Consider the following 16,814-nt stretch of genomic DNA (forward strand, 5'->3'; position numbering starts at 1 on the left):
CCGGGCCGTCGTGGATGGGGTGAAGCCTAACCTATGAAGTTGCTTGGTCCGGACCCGGGCCGGGGCCGCCGGAGGGCTTCTGGACGCCCGTCTGGGCGGGCTGCTCGTCGAAGTAGGTGATGCGTCCGCGCTGCACCGCGCGGGCGTCCAGGATCGCCGAGCCGATGACCCCGACCATGAGGACGACCGCCAGCACCTGGGGGTTGTAGAAGTCCAGGTGGCGGATCGAGGCGAGCACGACGATGACCACGATGATCTTGCCCAGCCAGGCCCCCATGAGCACCGCGAGCATCGTCGTGGGGTTGGAGCGCGAGGTGCGCCAGACCGAGATCACGGTGGTGCCCGAGAAGATCAGCGCGACCAGCACCCCGATGAGCGCGCCCCAGACGCCGGCCATCCCGTCGACGAGGTAGCCGACGACCACGCCGACCACGGTGAGGACGCCGAGGAGCACGAACATGTCGCGCAGGGCCTGACGGAAGACCCGGTCGGCGGCTGAAGGGGGCGCGGGCGGGCTGGGTGTCGTGGGCACGGTCACGGCGTGGGCTCCAGGTGCGGGGTGGCCGCCCGGCCGCGCAGCGGTCCGAGCGTGAGGATCGTGGCGACGACGACGGCGCCGCCGAACAGCAGCAGGACGGTCGTCGTCGACCACAGGTACAGGGCGGCGACGCCGAACGCGAAGACGGCCGTCCAGACGTACATGATCGCCACCGCGCGACGGTGCGAGTGGCCGAGCTGGAGCAAACGGTGGTGCAGGTGCATGCGGTCGGGGTGGAACGGTGACTTGCCCTTGCCGACGCGGCGGACGATCGCGAGCCCCATGTCGAGCAGCGGGAGCAGCAGCACCGCGAACGGCAGGACCATCGGCAGGAACGCGGGGAACCGCTGCCGCACGAGCACCTGCTCGGTCTGCCCGGTCACCACGATCGCGGCCGCCGAGAACACGAAGCCGAGCAGCATCGCGCCCGAGTCGCCCATGAAGATGCGCGCCGGGTAGAGGTTGTGCGGGAGGAAGCCGACGCAGGCACCCACCAGCACGATGAGGACCAGGGCTGCCAGGCTGGCGTTGGCGTAGGTGGTGCCGGAGTTGACGTCGCGCGTCAGCAGGTACGCGTACAGGAAGAACGCCGTCCCCCCGATCGCCAGCACCCCGGCGGCCAGCCCGTCGAGCCCGTCGACGAAGTTCACCGCGTTCATGGCGATGACGACCGTCAGGACCGTGAGGAACGTCCACATCGCCTGCGACCCGACGAGCTGCTGCCCGCCCATCGGGAGCTGGTAGATCAGCACGCCCTGCCACACCAGGAATCCGGCGGCGAGCACCTGACCCATGAGCTTGGTCAGCCAGTCCAGGTCCCAGATGTCGTCGGCCACCCCGAGCGCGCAGACCATGGCCGCGCCGCCGACGATGCCGATGAGCGGCCGCGGGTTGGCGTACACGCTCTCCAGGAACGGCAGCCGGCTGGCCATGACGACCGCGACGAGGATGCCCGCGAACATCGCCATGCCGCCCAGCCGCGGCGTCGGGATCGCGTGCACGTCCCGCTCGCGGACCGCGGTGATGGCGCCCCAGCGGAGCGCGAACCAGCGGGCCAGGGGCGTGGTCAGGTAGGCGACCGTGGCCGCGATGAACATGACGAGCAGGTAGACCCTCACGAAGCGGGCTCCTCCACGTCCGCGATCTCCCGCAGCTGCTCGAGGCTGATCGCACCCGCGCGGACGAGGCGCAGCGTCTCCCCCGTCGCGTCGACGATGGTCGAGGCCACCTGGCCGGGCGCGTCGCCGGCGTCGAGGTAGACCGACACCGCGTCGCCGAGCTGCTCGTACGCGCCCTCGGCGCTGACGGCGGCCGGGTTGCCCGTCGTGTTCGCGCTGGAGACGGCCAGCGGACCCGTCCGCTTGAGCAGAGCGAGCGCCGTGGGGTGGTCCGGCACGCGCAGCGCGACCGTGCCGTGCGTCTCGCCGAGGTCCCAGGCGAGCGACGGCTGCGCGTGCACGATGAGCGTGAGCCCGCCCGGCCAGAACTGCGTCGCCAGGGCGCGCGCGCCCACGGGCACGTTGATCGCGAGGCCGTCGAGCGTGGCCACGTCCGCGATGAGGACCGGCGGCGGCATGTGCCGGCCACGGCCCTTGGCGTCCAGGAGCGCCTGCACCGCGGGCGGCGTGAAGGCGTCGGCACCGATCCCGTAGACCGTGTCGGTGGGCAGGACGATCAGCCCGCCGCGCGAGACCACGTTGACCGCCTCGTCGATCGCGGGTCCCCAGGTCGCGGGGTCGCTCGCCGCCGTGATGCGCTGGTTCACGGCGCCGAGTCTGTCACGAGAGGGTGAGAGTTCCGGCGCGCGACCAGCATCCGGGGGCGTCCCGTGAGGTCGTCGCGCGACTCGATCTGCTCGAACGCGCCCGTGGCAAGCGCGTCCGCGCGGGCCGCCGCGTCCTGGACCTCGGCGTGCTCCATGACGAGCAGACCGCCGGTCCTGAGCAGCCGGGCGGCGGCCCGCAGGACCGCTCGCGGGACCTCGAGGCCGTCCAGCCCGCCGCCGTAGAGCGCGAGGTCGGGGTCGTGGTCGCGGACCTCGGGCTCCACCGGCTCGGCGTCGGGCGGGATGTACGGCGGATTGGCGACGAGGACGTCGACGGTTCCGTCCAGGCGCCGCAGCAGCGTGGGGTCTGCGACGTCGCCGTGCTCGACCGTCAGGTTCGTCGCGCCGTTGCGGACAGCGTTCTTCCTGGTCAGGGCGACGGCCTCGGGCGAGAGGTCGACCGCGACGACGGTCGCGCCCGGCACCTCCATCGCGACCGAGATGGCGATGCCGCCCGCGCCGCAGCAGAGGTCGACGACGAGCGGGGCCGCCAGGCGCGCGGCGTCGTCGATCGCGACCTGCGCCACGACCTCGGTCTCCGGGCGCGGTACGAAGACGCCGGGCTCGACACCGAGGGTCAGGTAGCGGAAGCCCGTCGAGCCGACCAGGTGCTGCAGGGGCTCGCGCTGCCGACGGCGCTCGACCAGGCCGGCGTACGTCTGGGCGAACCCGTCCGGGACGGGTGGCGCGACGACGAGCTCGAGGCGTTCGAGGCCGAGGACGTGCGCGGCCAGCGCGGTGGCGTCGTGGCGGGGCGACGGGACGCCGGCCTCGTCGAGAAGGCGGGTCGCGCCCTCGACGAGGTCACGCAGGGACGGCGTGCTCACGCGTCCCCCGCCGCCGCCAGACGCGCTGCCTCGTCGGCGTCGATCGCCGACTGCACCACGGGGGCCAGGTCGCCGCCGAGGACGGCATCGAGGTTGTACGCCTTGTACCCGGTGCGGTGGTCGGCGATCCGGTTCTCCGGGAAGTTGTACGTACGGATGCGCTCCGAACGGTCGACCGTGCGGACCTGGCTCCGACGAGCCTCGCTCGCGGCGGCCGCGGCCTCCTCCTGGCGGGCGGCCAGGATGCGGGCGCGCAGCACGCGCATGCCCTGCTCGCGGTTCTGCAGCTGCGACTTCTCGTTCTGCATCGAGACGACGATGCCGGTCGGCAGGTGCGTGATCCGGACCGCCGAGTCGGTGGTGTTGACCGACTGCCCGCCCGGGCCGGAGGACCGGTAGACGTCGATGCGCAGGTCGTTCGGGTCGATCTCGACCTCGGCCTCGTCCTCCACCTCGGGGAACACGAGCACGCCGGCGGCCGACGTGTGGATGCGGCCCTGGCTCTCCGTCACCGGCACGCGCTGGACGCGGTGGACGCCGCCCTCGTACTTCAGGTGCGCCCAGACGCCGTCCTCCGGCAGAGGCGTTCCGCGGGACTTGATGGCGAGCTGCGCGTCCTTGTAGCCGCCGAGGTCCGAGTCCGTGGCGCCGAGCAGCTGCGTCGCCCAGCCCATCTTCTCGGCGTACCGCTGGTACATCCGAAGCAGGTCGGCGGCGAACAGCGCCGACTCCTCGCCGCCCTCCCCCGCCTTGACCTCGAGGATCACGTCGCGGGCGTCGTCGGGGTCGCGCGGGATGAGGACCTCGCGCAGACGAGCGGCGGCGGCCGTCGCGGCCTGCTCCAGCCCGGGGAGCTCGGCGGCGAAGCCCTCGTCGACCTCCGCCAGCTCGCGGGCGGCCTCGGCGTCGTCGCTCGCGGCCTTCCACGCGGTGTACGCCTGCGCGACCTGACCCAGCTCGGCGTACCGGCGGCCCAGCTTGCGCGCGTTCGCGGCGTCGGCGTGGACGGCGGGGTCCGCCAGCTGCGCCTCGATCTGCGCGTGCTCGGCGAGCAGCGGCTCGGCGGCGGCGAATGCCTCGCTCATGGTGCTGGTGTCCTCTGGCTGATGGTTCTCCGACAACGACACAGCGCCGGTGCCCGCGCGAACACTGCCATGGAGGGCAGTCGTCCGCGCCGGGCACCGGCGCTGCGGGGTTGCTAGTTGGCGGCCTTCTTGCCGTAGCGCGCCTCGAACCGGGCCACACGGCCGCCGGTGTCGAGGATCTTCTGCTTGCCCGTGTAGAACGGGTGGCAGGCGTTGCACACGTCGGCGTGGATCTTGCCGCTGGTCACCGTGGACTTCGTGGTGAACGTGTTGCCGCAGGTACAGGTGACCTCGGTGGTCACGTACTCGGGGTGGATGTCAGCCTTCATCAGTCAAATCTCCTCGCTGGGGTGTCTCCGGGTCCCGCACGCGATCGCGCGCAGGTGAACCGCAGACCAACAGAGCATTGTGCCAGAACAGCGGACCACCCGGAAATCATCCCGACAGCAGCGGGACATGACGCTGATCACTCGCCGAGCCGCGGGGCGGGGTCGCCGCCCGGGGTCCGTCGCCGGGGTTGGCAGGTGGCCTGCGGCCTGAGGCCCGTCAGAACTGTTGGGCGTCCAGGCGGGCCTTCTCGGCCTCGATGTCGAACTCGGCGCGCGGCCATCCGAGGTGCAGGCCTTCGACGGCGTTGCGCAGCAGGCGCCCGACCGCCAGCCGGGCGTACCACTTGTTGTCCGCGGGGACCGCGTACCAGGGCGCGACGTCGGTGCTCGTGCGGTCGAGGACCGCCTGGTAGGCCTCCTGGTAGAGCGGCCACTTGGCGCGCTCGTCGACGTCGCCGGGGTTGTACTTCCAGTACTTGTCGGGGCGCTCCAGCCGCTCGCGCAGGCGAGCCTTCTGCTCGGCCGGCGACACCAGGAGCGCGACCTTGACGATGACGGTGCCGGCCTCGGTGACCTCGCGCTCGAAGGCGTTGATCTCGTCGTACCGCGGCTCCCAGACCTCCGGCGGGACCAGCTTGTTCACGCGGACCACCAGCACGTCCTCGTAGTGCGACCGGTCGAACACGCCGATGCGGCCGCCCGCCGGCAGCGCCTCGCGGATCCGCTGGAGGTAGTGCTGCTTGCGCTCCTTGTCCGTCGGGACGCCGAACGACTTCAGCTGGACACCCTGCGGGTCGACGAGGCCGAGGACGTGCCGCACGATCCCGCCCTTGCCCGCGGTGTCCATGCCCTGCAGGACCAGCAGGACCGAGCGGGTGCCGCCGGCGCGACCGTGCGCGAACAGCCGCTCCTGCGCGTCGCTGAGGTGCTCGCCGTCCGAGTCGAGCCGCTTGAGCGCCGCCGACTCGCCGTGCTCCCAGCCGGGCGTCGCCGCCAGGTCCGCGGTCGCCAGGTCGAAGCCCGGCACCACCCGCAGGGCCTCCTCGGGCGGTGTGGTCCACGACTTCGCCATCGATGCCTCCAGGTACGCGACGGTGCGACCTCTGCACGCTAGCGGCCTGTCGACGCCCCCGCCGTCCGTGACCGCCCGGACGCACGAAGGCCCCGCGCTCCGAGGGGAGCGCGGGGCCTTCGTCGGCGGGCGAGGTGCTACTCGCCGCCGGGGGTGGTCTTCTGGACCTGAAGGAGGAACTCGACGTTCGACTTGGTCTCGCGCAGCTTGCCGATCAGCAGCTCGATGGCCTGGGTCTGGTCGAGGGCGCCCATCACGCGACGCAGCTTGTAGATGATCTTCAGCTCGTCGTTCGCCATGAGGATCTCCTCGCGGCGCGTGCCGGACGCGTTGACGTCCACCGCCGGGAAGATGCGCTTGTCGGCGAGGCCGCGGGAGAGCCGGAGCTCCATGTTCCCGGTGCCCTTGAACTCCTCGAAGATGACCTCGTCCATCTTGGAGCCGGTCTCGACGAGCGCCGAGGCGAGGATCGTGAGCGAGCCACCGTTCTCGATGTTGCGCGCGGCACCGAAGAATCGCTTGGGCGGGTAGAGCGCCGAGGCGTCGACACCACCGGACAGGATGCGCCCGGACGCCGGGGCGGCCAGGTTGTAGGCCCGCGACAGACGCGTGAGCGAGTCGAGGAGCACCACGACGTCCTGGCCCAGCTCGACCAGCCGCTTCGCGCGCTCGATGGCGAGCTCGGCGACGATCGTGTGGTCGGAGGCGGGGCGGTCGAAGGTCGAGGCGATGACCTCGCCCTTGACCGTGCGCTCCATGTCCGTGACCTCTTCGGGGCGCTCGTCGACGAGCACGACCATGAGGTGGACCTCGGGGTTGTTGGTCGTGATCGCGTTGGCGATCTGCTGCATGATGATCGTCTTGCCCGCCTTGGGGGGCGCGACGATGAGGCCGCGCTGGCCCTTGCCGATGGGCGCGACGATGTCGATCACGCGGGCGGAGAGCTTCGTCTGCTCGGTCTCCAGGCGCAGGCGCTCCTGCGGGTAGAGCGGCGTCAGCTTGCTGAACTCGGGGCGGTTCTTGGCCGCGTCCGGCTCGGCGCCGTTGATCGAGTCGAGGCGGACCAGCGCGTTGAACTTGCTGGGCCGGTTGCCCTGCGGCGGCTGCTGCTGCTCGCCCTCGCGGGGCTGTCGGATCGCGCCGGTGACGGCGTCGCCGCGGCGCAAGCCGTAGCGCTTGACCTGGTTGAGCGAGACGTACACGTCCGCGGCGCTGGGCAGGTAGCCCGTGGTGCGCACGAACGCGTAGCTGTCCATCAGGTCGAGGATGCCGGCGACGGGAAGCAGGATGTCGTCGTCGCTGACCTCGATGTCGTCGAGACCGGCGAGCTCGCCCGGGCCCGGACGGCGCGTGCCGCGGCCCTTGCGGTCACGGTCGCGGTCGCGGTACCGGTCGCGCGAGCGCCGACGACGACCGCCGCGCTCCTCGCCGTCCTCGCCGTCCTGGACCTCGCGACGCGGCTGCGTGCCCTGCTGGGCCCCCTGCTGCGTGCCGCCCTGCTGACGGTTCGGCTGGGCGCCCTGCTGACGCTCCTGCTGCGGCTGGCCGTTCTGCTGGCCGTTGGCCTGCTGGCGGTCCTGCTGCGGCTGGCCGCCCTGCGCAGCGGCGTCCTCGCCGCCCTGCGGGGCACCGGCGCCACGGCCCGAGCGGCGCGAACGGCGCTCCCCCGTGACGGTGCCGACGGCGTCGGCCGCGCGGGCCGCCCGGTCGTCGACCGGCGCGAGCTTGGCGTCCAGCGCGGCCTCGAGGCCGGCGAGCGCGTCACCCTTCGGCGCGTCGTTGCGCGGGGCACGCTCGGTCTGCACCGGGACGTCGAGCTCGAACTGCGCGGCCTTGGTGCGCGGCGCGCGAGCGGCCCGGGCGGGCGGCTCGGCGACGACCGTGCTCGCGCTGCTCTCCGAGCGGCGCGGCTCCAGTGCCTGGGGGCGCGAGCCCCCGCGTGCGTCCGAGATGGCCTGGACGAGGTCGCCCTTGCGCATCTTGGAGGTGCCCTTGACGCCCAGCTCGGACGCCATCGCCTGCAGCTCGGGCAGGCGGAGCGCCGAGATGGCGCCGCGGGCGGACCCGCCGGACGTGCTCACGGCGGGTTCGATGATGTCTGTCACGAAGGACCCTTCCCCTCGTCGGTGGCCGGGACCCGTTGGTTCGGGGATCGGCCGACGTCCGGTCGTGATGACCAAGACGGTGGTGGAGCCGCACACGCTGCGTACGACGACGTCTGCGCGCGATGGGCTGGATCGTTCCCGGGTCGTCGACTCTTCTTCGGCACCCGGTCAAGAACGACGCGGGTTACCTGAGGACGAGGTCCGGGGAACGCATCGATGCTACCACTGTCGGCTGCTCCACCTTGACGACTGACCTACTCCGGCGTACTTCACCCGGTGGGTTCATCTGCTGGACGGCGAGACGAGCTCGACGGTCGCTCCGGCCCGGTCGACGGCGAGGGGCAGCACCTTCCAGCCACCCATCGCACCGCCGAACGCGGCCGCGATCGCCTCGTCCGCGTCGGTCTGCACCAGGCCGTCGTCGAGACCGGTGCTGCGGGCGAGGACGAGGACCGTCGGGCCCGCGCCCGAGACCACCGCCGCGACCCCGCGCGAGCGCAGGAGGTCGACGAGGGCGAGCGAGTCGCGCATCACCGAGCGGCGGTACTCCTGGTGGAGGCGGTCCTCGGTGGCGGTCAGCAGCAGCTCGGGCCGGCGGCCCAGCGCCTCGACCAGCAGGGCCGCGCGCCCGGCCTGGAACGCTCCGTCGGCGTGCGGGATCGTGGCCGGGAGCACGCCGCGGGCGGCCTTCGTCGACAGGTGGGTCGGCGGGACGACGGCGATCGGCACGACCGACGGGTGCACGCTCAGCCCGATGGCGCGGAAGCCCGTCGCGTCCTTCCACGCCAGCGTCGCGCCGCCGAGCACCGCGGGAGCGGCGTTGTCGGGGTGGCCCTCGATGCTCGCCGCGAGGTCGATCACGACGTCGTCGGAGAGGGCCTCGGGCTCGGCGATCAGGCCGCGCGCGGCGACGATGCCCGCGACGACGGCGGCAGCCGACGAACCGAGCCCACGGCCGTGCGGGATGCGGTTGTGGCAGACGAGGTGCAGGCCGGTCTGCGGTGCGCCGACGTGGTCGAGGGCGGCCCGCAGCGAGCTGACCACCAGGTGCTGCTCGTCGTCGGGAACCTGTCCCGCGCCCTCCCCCGTGACCTCGACGCGCACGCCCGGCGAGCCGAGCGCGTGCACCTCGAGCTCGTCGGCGAGGTCGAGGGCGAGGCCGAGCGCGTCGAAGCCCGGCCCGAGGTTGGCGCTCGTGGCCGGGACGCGCACGCGGACGTGGTCCGCCCCCAGACGCACGCTCTCAGTCCAGGCTCAGGGCCGTGGCGATGGACACCACGTCCGACGTCACGCGCACGGGCACGACCTCGCCGCCGTCGGGGGTGCGCAGGGCCCACTGCGGGTCCTTCAGCCCGTGCCCGGTGACCGTGATGACGATCTGGGCACCGGCCGGGACGCGGCCCTCGGCGGACAGGGCCAGCAGCCCCGCGACGCCGGACGCGGAGGCCGGCTCGACGAAGATGCCGACCTCGGCCGACAGGATGCGGTGGGCGGCGAGGATCTGCTCGTCGGTGACGGCCTCGATGAGCCCGCCGGAGACGTCGCGCGCCTCCTCGGCCTGCTGCCAGGACGCGGGGTTGCCGATCCGGATGGCCGTGGCGATCGTCTCGGGCTGGTCGATCGGGTAGCCGCGGACGATCGGGGCGGCGCCGTCGGCCTGGAAGCCCCACATGATCGGCGTCCGCGTGGCCGGACCCGACTCCGCGTACTCGCGGTAGCCCTTCCAGTAGGCGGTGATGTTGCCGGCGTTGCCGACCGGCAGGACGTGGATGTCGGGGGCGTCGCCGAGGGCGTCGACGATCTCGAACGCCGCCGTCTTCTGGCCCTCGATCCGGTCCGGGTTCACCGAGTTCACCAGCTCGACGGGATACGCCTCGGCGAGCTTGCGCGCGGCGACCAGGCAGTCGTCGAAGTTGCCGTCGACCTGCAGGAGGGTCGCCCCGTGCGCGACGGCCTGGCTGAGCTTGCCCATCGCGATCTTGCCGTCCGGGACGAGCACGGCGCAGACCATGCCGGCGCGCGTGGCGTAGGCGGCGGCCGACGCGCTCGTGTTGCCGGTCGAGGCGCACACGACGGCCTTGGCGCCCCGGGCCGCGGCCGCCGACATCGCGGTCGTCATGCCGCGGTCCTTGAACGACCCGGTCGGGTTCATGCCCTCGACCTTGATGTGCACCTCGGCGCCGGTCGCCTGCGAGAGCGTGGGCGAGAAGACGAGCGGCGTGCCGCCCTCGCCGAGGCTGACGACGTGCGTCTGGACGTGCGCGGGCAGGCGGTCGGCGTACTCGGCGATCACGCCGCGCCACTGGTGGGCCATCAGGATCCTTCGACTCGGAGGACGGAGACGACGCGCTGGACCACGTCGAGGCGCTCGATGGCCTCGAGCGTGGCGCGCTGGGCATGGTCGGGGGCCGCGTGCGTGGTGATGACGAGGTGCGCGACGTCGGTGTCCACCTCGTTGAGCGGGGACTGCCGCACCGTCTCGATCGAGACCTGGTGGTCGGCGAGGGCCGCCGCGACCTGGGCGAGGACGCCCGGGCGGTCCGACACGTCCAGGCGCAGCTGGTAGCGCGTGCGGGCCTGGTCGGCGGGGAGCACCGGCAGCTCCGCGTACCACGACTCGACCGGCCCGCGGCCGCCGAGCACGCGGTGCCGGGCGACCGAGACGACGTCGCCGAGCACGGCCGACGCGGTCGGCTGCCCGCCGGCGCCGCGACCGTAGAACATGAGCTCACCGGCGGCCTCGGCCTCGACGAAGACCGCGTTGTAGGCGCCGCGGACGCCCGCGAGCGGGTGCTGCGACGGGACCAGGGCCGGGTGCACGCGCACCTGGACGCCGCCGACTCCGCGCTCGGCGATCGCCAGCAGCTTGATGACGTACCCGGTCCGCTCGGCCCACAGGACGTCGTCGGCGGTGATGCTCGTGATCCCCTGCCGGTCGACGTCGTCCAGCGACACCCGCGTGTGGAACGCGAGCGACGCGAGGATCGCGGCCTTGGCGGCGGCGTCGAAACCCTCGACGTCCGCGGTGGGGTCCGCCTCGGCGTACCCCAGCGCCTGGGCCTGCTTGACGGCCTGCTCGAAGTCGAGGCCCTCGGAGGCCATCTTGTCGAGCACGTAGTTGGTGGTGCCGTTCACGATGCCGAGCACGCGCTTGACGGTGTCTCCGGCCAGCGACTCCCGCACCGGGCGAACGATCGGGATGGCACCGGCGACGGCCGCCTCGAAGTAGAGGTCGACACCGGCCTCGTCGGCCGCGGCGTAGAGGGTCGGACCGTCCTGGGCGAGGAGCGCCTTGTTGGCGGTGACGACGGACCCGCCCGAGGCGATCGCCCGCAGCAGCAGGGAGCGGGCCGGCTCGATGCCGCCCATGAGCTCGACGACGACGTCCGCCTTCTCGACGAGCCCCTCGGCGTCGGTGGTCAGCAGCGCGGTGTCGACGACCGCGTCGCGCTCGACGTCGAGGTTGCGGACCCCGACCCCGACCAGCTCGAGGCGGGTGCCGACCCGCGCTGCCAGGTCGTCCGCCTGCGTCGTCAGCAGCCGCACCACTTCCGTACCGACGACGCCGCAGCCCAGGACGGCGACGCGCAGGGGCTGGTGGGCGGGGACGGACGAGGACACGGGACGGCCTCCGGTCGATGGGTGGGCGACGGCGACCCCAGGATAGGGGCAGGCGTCAGCCCGGCCGGTCGGTGGCCAACGGGTGGAGAACCTGCCCGGTGGCGGTCCGGTCAGCCCTGGTCGAGCGCGAGCAGGTCGTCCTCGGTCTCGCGACGGACGAGCACGCGGCTGGCGCCGCCCGACACCGCGATCACCGGCGGGCGCGGGACCTGGTTGTAGTTGGAGGCCATCGAGCGCCCGTAGGCCCCGGTCGCCGCGACCGCGAGCAGGTCGCCCGCGCGGACGTCGCCGGGCAGCTGGACCTCGTGCACCACGATATCGCCGGACTCGCAGTGCTTGCCGACGACGCGGGCGAGGACCGTCGGCTCCTGCGACGAGCGCCCGACGATCTCCGCGTGGTACTGCGCGCCGTAGAGGGCCGGGCGGATGTTGTCGCTCATGCCGCCGTCGATCGAGACGTAGGTACGGACGGAGCCGTCGTCGATGCGGACGGGCTTGACGGTGCCGACCGTGTAGAGGGTCAGGCCCGCGGGTCCGACGATCGCGCGGCCGGGCTCGATGGAGAACCGCGGCAGCGGCGTGCCCAGGTCGTGCGCGCTCGCGGCGACCGAGGAGGCGATGTCCTTGGCGATGCGGTCGGGGTCGAGCGACACCTCCCCCGGCAGGTAGGCGATGCCGTAGCCGCCGCCGAGGTCGATCTCGTCGACGAGCACGCCGGTGCGCTCGGCGAGCTGCGCGCGCAGGGTGAGCACCGCCCGGGCCGCGACCTCGAAGCCGGACGGGTCGAGGATCTGCGAGCCGATGTGCGAGTGGATGCCGAGCAGCGTGAGCTCCGGGCGGGAGAGCACCTTGAGCAGCCCCTGCATCGCGGGGCTGTCCCCGGATGGCGCGTGGATCGACAGTCCGAACTTCTGGTCCTCGTGCGCGGTCGAGATGTACTCGTGGCCGCCCGCGTGCACGCCGGTGGTCACGCGGACCATCACGGGCGCCGGGTGCTCCACCGAGGCCGAGTCGGCCACGCGGTCGATCTCGACGAGCGAGTCGACGATGAGCCGGCCGACGCCCGCGGACAGGGCGCGCGCGATCTCGTCGTCGGACTTGTTGTTGCCGTGCAGGCCGATGTCCGCGCCGGGGATGCCGGCGCGCAGGGCTATCGCGAGCTCGCCGCCCGTGGCGGTGTCGACGCGCAGACCCTCCTCGTGGACCCACCGCGCGACCGCGACGGAGAGGAACGCCTTGCCCGCGTAGTAGACGTCGACGCCCGCGCCGATCTCGGCGAACGCGGTCTCGAACGCACGCCGGTACCCGCGGGCACGCGCGCGCAGGTCGGCCTCGTCGACGACGTACGCCGGCGTCCCGAAGCCGTCGGCGAGCGCCTGGACGGACACCCCGCCGACCGACACGACGCCGGCGGCGGACCGGGAGACCCCGGTCGACCAGGGCTCGCCGGTCACATGCGCTCCGGGGCGGAAACCCCCAGCAGCGCGAGCCCGTTGGCCAGGACCTGACGCGTGGCGTCGTTGAGCCACAGGCGGGTGCGGTGCACGTCGCCGACGACCTCGTCGCCGAACGGCGCGACCCGGACCTGCCCGTACCAGGTGTGGTAGTCGCCGGCGAGGTCCTCCAGGTAGCGCGCGACCCGGTGCGGGGCCCGCAGCTCGGCCGCCTGGGCGACGATCCGCGGGAACTCCGCGAGGGAGCCGAGCAGCACGGAGTCGCTCTCGTGGTCGAGCAGGGAGGCGTCGAACCCGTCCTCGCGACGAACCCCGGTGGCCTCCGCGTTGCGGTCGACCGACGCCGAGCGCGCGTGCGCGTACTGGACGTAGAACACGGGGTTCTCGTTCTTGGCGCTCGCGAGCAGGTCGAGGTCCAGGTCGATGCTGGAGTCCGCCGACGAGCGCGCGAGGGCGTACCGGGCGGCGTCCACGCCGACGGCGTCGACCAGGTCGTCGATCGTCACGACGGTCCCGGCGCGCTTGCTCATCCGGACCGGAGCGCCGTCCTTGACCAGGTTCACCAGCTGCCCGATGAGGATCTCGAGGTTGACGCCCGGCTCGTCGCCGAACGCCGCGCAGACGGCCATCATGCGGCCGATGTACCCGTGGTGGTCGGCGCCGAGCATGATGACCACGCGGTCGAACCCGCGCTCGCGCTTGTCCAGGTAGTACGCGATGTCGCCCGCGATGTAGGCCGCCTCGCCGTTGGACCGGATGATCACGCGGTCCCGGTCGTCGCCGAAGGTCGTCGTGCGCAGCCAGACCGCACCGTCCGCCTCGAAGATGTGGCCCTGCTCGCGCAGCCGCGCCACGGCGCGGTCGACGGCACCGGACCTGTGCAGCGAGTCCTCGTGGAAGTAGACGTCGAAGTGCACGCCGAAGTCCTCGAGCGACTTCTGGATCTCCGCGAACATCAGGTCGACGCCGCGGGCGCGGAACGCCTCGTTCGCCTCGGCGGTCGGCAGCGTGCGCGGATCGGTCTCACCGGCCGCGAGCGCGTCCGCGACGACCTGCTCCGCGATCTCGCTGATGTACTCGCCGCCGTAGCCGTCCTCGGGGGCCGGCTCGCCCAGAGCGCGCGCCAGCAGCGACCGCGAGAAGCGGTCGATCTGCGCGCCGTGGTCGTTGAAGTAGTACTCGCGGGCGACGGTCGCGCCGGACGCCTGCAGGACACGGGCGAGGCTGTCGCCGACGGCCGCCCAGCGCACACCGCCGATGTGCAGCGGACCGGTCGGGTTGGCCGAGACGAACTCGAGGTTCAGCGAGACGCCGGCCAGCGTCTCGTTCTGCCCGTACTCGGTGCCCTGCTCGACGATCGAGCGGGCGAGCTCACCGGCGGACGCGGCGTCGAGCCGGATGTTCAGGAAGCCGGGGCCGGCGACCTCCACGGACGCGACGCCCTCGGTGGACTCCAGCCGACGGGCGAGCTCCTCCGCGAACGCGCGCGGGTTGCTGCCGGCCTTCTTGGCCAGTTGCATCGCCACGTTGGTGGCCCAGTCGCCGTGCTCGCGCTGCCGCGGTCGCTCCAGGTGCACGGTCGCGGGGATCGCGGCCGGGTCGAGGGCGAACGTTCCGTCGTCGACGGCGTGCACGAGGGCGGCCCGGAGGGCCTCGGAGAGCTGAGCGGGAGTCACGGGAGCCAGGGTACCGACGCCCGGGAACGCCTTATGCCGCCGGCTCGTCGCCCAGCATCGTCGGGCGGCAGGCGAACCAGGCCGCGACGAGCAGCAGCACCAGCAGGCTGAGCAGAACGATGAACGGCGCGGTCCAGGAGTCGGTCGCCTCGTGCAGCAGCCCGATCCCGACCGGCCCGGCGATGGCCAGCGCGTAGCCGAGCCCCTGCACCATCCCCGACAGCGCGGACGCGATCGCGGGAGTCCGGGTCCGCAGCCCGATGAGCGCGAGCTGCACCGGGAAGGCGCCCGGGCCGATTCCGCACAGGATCATCCAGATCGCGGTCCCCTGAGCCGGCGAGAGCCACAGCCCGAGGTAGCCGACGATCCAGCAGCTGACGAACAGCACCACCAACGGGTAGGGGTTGCGCATCCGGGCCGTCAGGATCGGGGCGAACAGCGCGGCGGGCAGGCCCAGGATCGCGAAGACGGCGAGCCAGCGTCCGCCCACCTCGCTGCCCAGCCCAGCGTCCTCGAGGATCTGCGGCAGCCACGCGAACATCACGTAGGTGCCCGTCGTGTTGGCGAAGAACGTCAGCACCAGTGCCCAGCCGAGCCGCGAGCGCCAGACCAGCCTCGACTCGGCGGCGCCGGAGCGGACCAGGAGGGCTGGACGGTCTGCTCTCGGAGCTCGTCGCAAGATCTCCCGCAGGTGCGAGCGCGCGGCCATGGACCGGGTCACGACGACGAGCCACGGCACGATCGCCGCGACGCCCACCACGGCCCACATCCCCACCGAGAACCGCCAGCCCGCAGCGAGCGCGACCGGCAGCGCCACGAGCGGCGGCACCGCCGTGCTCACGGTCAGCGCGACGGAGTAGCTCGCGGTCACCGCGCCGATGCGGTCGGGGAAGTACCGCTTCACCAGCGGTGGCAGCAGCACGTTGGCCATGCCCATCCCGCCGAGCGCCAGCACGGACCAGCCGAGGAACACCGGCATGTTCGGCGCGACGGCCCGCAGCAGCTGGCCGACGACCGCGAACGCCATCGCGAGGATGATCGCCGGTTCGAGCCCGAGCTTGCGCCCGATCGGCGCGGCGAGGGCTCCGAAGAGCGCGAAGGACGCGACCGGGATGGTGCCCAGCAGGCCGACCTGCGTCGTCGAGACCGGGAACGTCTCGCGCAGCGAGCTGAAGATCGGGGACACCGCCGCGACGGCCAGCCGAAGGTTGAGACCGACCAGGACGATCGCCGCCAGGACGACGAGACGCCCGTGCCATGGTGCGACGGATCGCCCGGTCGCGGGCACGGACGACGACACCTCGAGCACTCCTGATCCGAGCACGCGGCGGTCAGCAGATCATCCCTTGCAGGTCTGGCGCGAGCCCGACCTGCCGGTGTTGACTGCACCGCATGCCTGGACACGGAGCCTAACCGGATGCCACGACGGACCGGACTGATCGACACCGCGGTCGACGAGCTCCGGATGCGGATCACCACGCAGGAATGGCCGGTCGGCGCGCGCATCCCGCCGGAGCCCGCGCTCGCCGACCTGCTCGGCGTGGGCCGCAACACCGTCCGCGAGGCCGTGCAGTCGCTCGTGCACGCCGGCCTGCTCGAACGCCGCCAGGGCTCGGGCACCTACGTGCTCTCGCGCTCCGAGCTGGCCGTGACCATGGGCCGCCAGATCGCCGACGCCCGCCAGCGCGACGTCGTCGAGGTCCGCCGCGCCCTCGAGGTGGAGGCCGCGCGGCTCGCGGCCCGTCGGCGCACGTCCGACGAGGCGACCGCCCTCTCGGACCGTCGTGACGAGCGCTCGGCGGCCTACAGGGCCGGCGACCTGGACGCGATGGTCGCCACCGATCTCGCCCTGCACCGCGAGATCGTGCGGGCAGGCGCCAACCCGGTGCTGACCGAGCTCTACGAGAACCTGCTGGCCGCGATCGGCGAGAACATCCGCTTCAACTTCGTCACGGACACTCACGGCCACGACTCGCACGACGCGCTCGTCGAGGCGATCGTCGCGGGCGACCACGAGCGGGCCGCCGACGAGACGACGCGGTACCTGTCGGCCCTGCTGGGCGAGACGCGCTGACCCCTGATTCGCGTTCGGACCGGCCGGGCGTCGGCTGGTAGTGTCGGGCACCGCGTCGTCTACCGGCGTGTGCCCGGCCCGCGTAGCTCAGTGGATAGAGCGTCTGCCTCCGGAGCAGAAGGTCGAAGGTTCGAGTCCTTTCGCGGGCACCATCTGAACTGCAGGAACGTCTTGACCGTGTCGCGGTGGCCGGCCCCGACGAGCGGTC

General features: G+C 72.6%; 15 protein-coding genes and 1 tRNA gene. 2 read left to right on the forward strand and 14 right to left on the reverse strand.

Going from position 1 to position 16,814, the window contains the following annotated elements:
• Nucleotides 1-31: 31 nt before the first annotated feature.
• The 14 genes from AC1DZC_RS13440 to AC1DZC_RS13505 form a co-directional block, all read right to left on the reverse strand.
• Nucleotides 32-532 (reverse strand): hypothetical protein, encoded by a 501-nt coding sequence (locus AC1DZC_RS13440; protein WP_477043621.1) that lies wholly within the window; start codon nucleotides 530-532, stop codon nucleotides 32-34.
• Between the two features lie 2 nt (nucleotides 533-534).
• On the reverse strand, nucleotides 535-1,656 hold the full coding sequence (locus AC1DZC_RS13445; protein WP_477039991.1) for a glycosyltransferase family 4 protein: 1,122 nt from the start codon (nucleotides 1,654-1,656) through the stop codon (nucleotides 535-537).
• On the reverse strand, nucleotides 1,653-2,303 hold the full coding sequence (locus AC1DZC_RS13450) for an L-threonylcarbamoyladenylate synthase (RefSeq protein WP_477043622.1): 651 nt from the start codon (nucleotides 2,301-2,303) through the stop codon (nucleotides 1,653-1,655). The genes AC1DZC_RS13445 and AC1DZC_RS13450 overlap by 4 nt, the downstream gene beginning before the upstream one ends.
• Nucleotides 2,300-3,190, reverse strand: coding sequence for a peptide chain release factor N(5)-glutamine methyltransferase (gene prmC, locus AC1DZC_RS13455; RefSeq protein ID WP_477043623.1), 891 nt, complete (start codon nucleotides 3,188-3,190; stop codon nucleotides 2,300-2,302). Before prmC ends, AC1DZC_RS13450 begins: the two co-directional genes overlap by 4 nt.
• Nucleotides 3,187-4,275: a peptide chain release factor 1 gene (prfA, locus tag AC1DZC_RS13460; RefSeq protein ID WP_477039989.1), complete on the reverse strand. Its 1,089-nt coding sequence runs from the start codon at nucleotides 4,273-4,275 to the stop codon at nucleotides 3,187-3,189. Before prfA ends, prmC begins: the two co-directional genes overlap by 4 nt.
• A gap of 113 nt (nucleotides 4,276-4,388) precedes the next feature.
• On the reverse strand, nucleotides 4,389-4,604 hold the full coding sequence (gene rpmE, locus AC1DZC_RS13465; RefSeq protein WP_028051036.1) for a 50S ribosomal protein L31: 216 nt from the start codon (nucleotides 4,602-4,604) through the stop codon (nucleotides 4,389-4,391).
• Between the two features lie 217 nt (nucleotides 4,605-4,821).
• The gene (locus AC1DZC_RS13470) at nucleotides 4,822-5,676 is read right to left on the reverse strand and encodes a PPK2 family polyphosphate kinase (RefSeq protein ID WP_477043624.1); all 855 of its coding nucleotides are present in this window, start codon (nucleotides 5,674-5,676) and stop codon (nucleotides 4,822-4,824) included.
• A gap of 137 nt (nucleotides 5,677-5,813) precedes the next feature.
• Nucleotides 5,814-7,781, reverse strand: coding sequence for a transcription termination factor Rho (gene rho, locus AC1DZC_RS13475; RefSeq protein ID WP_477043625.1), 1,968 nt, complete (start codon nucleotides 7,779-7,781; stop codon nucleotides 5,814-5,816).
• 282 nt (nucleotides 7,782-8,063) lie between these two features.
• Nucleotides 8,064-9,020, reverse strand: coding sequence for a homoserine kinase (thrB, locus tag AC1DZC_RS13480; RefSeq protein WP_477043626.1), 957 nt, complete (start codon nucleotides 9,018-9,020; stop codon nucleotides 8,064-8,066).
• Nucleotides 9,021-9,024: 4 nt separating this feature from the next.
• Complete coding sequence (gene thrC / locus AC1DZC_RS13485; protein ID WP_477043627.1) at nucleotides 9,025-10,095, reverse strand: threonine synthase; 1,071 nt, start codon at nucleotides 10,093-10,095, stop codon at nucleotides 9,025-9,027.
• The gene (locus AC1DZC_RS13490) at nucleotides 10,095-11,402 is read right to left on the reverse strand and encodes a homoserine dehydrogenase (RefSeq protein ID WP_477043628.1); all 1,308 of its coding nucleotides are present in this window, start codon (nucleotides 11,400-11,402) and stop codon (nucleotides 10,095-10,097) included. Before AC1DZC_RS13490 ends, thrC begins: the two co-directional genes overlap by 1 nt.
• 110 nt (nucleotides 11,403-11,512) lie before the next feature.
• Nucleotides 11,513-12,856 (reverse strand): diaminopimelate decarboxylase, encoded by a 1,344-nt coding sequence (gene lysA, locus AC1DZC_RS13495; protein WP_477043629.1) that lies wholly within the window; start codon nucleotides 12,854-12,856, stop codon nucleotides 11,513-11,515.
• The gene (gene argS, locus AC1DZC_RS13500) at nucleotides 12,853-14,532 is read right to left on the reverse strand and encodes an arginine--tRNA ligase (protein ID WP_477043630.1); all 1,680 of its coding nucleotides are present in this window, start codon (nucleotides 14,530-14,532) and stop codon (nucleotides 12,853-12,855) included. The genes lysA and argS overlap by 4 nt, the downstream gene beginning before the upstream one ends.
• A gap of 31 nt (nucleotides 14,533-14,563) precedes the next feature.
• Nucleotides 14,564-15,856, reverse strand: a complete 1,293-nt coding sequence (locus AC1DZC_RS13505; RefSeq protein ID WP_477043631.1) for an MFS transporter — start codon at nucleotides 15,854-15,856, stop codon at nucleotides 14,564-14,566.
• A gap of 93 nt (nucleotides 15,857-15,949) precedes the next feature.
• Here AC1DZC_RS13505 and AC1DZC_RS13510 point away from each other — a divergent pair, with 93 nt between their 5' ends.
• Both AC1DZC_RS13510 and AC1DZC_RS13515 read left to right on the forward strand, forming a co-directional pair.
• Complete coding sequence (locus AC1DZC_RS13510) at nucleotides 15,950-16,606, forward strand: FadR/GntR family transcriptional regulator (RefSeq protein WP_477043632.1); 657 nt, start codon at nucleotides 15,950-15,952, stop codon at nucleotides 16,604-16,606.
• Between the two features lie 76 nt (nucleotides 16,607-16,682).
• Nucleotides 16,683-16,758: transfer RNA gene (locus AC1DZC_RS13515), tRNA-Arg, on the forward strand.
• Nucleotides 16,759-16,814 lie beyond the last annotated feature (56 nt).

Source organism: Cellulomonas sp. P2_B4 (assembly GCF_056404795.1).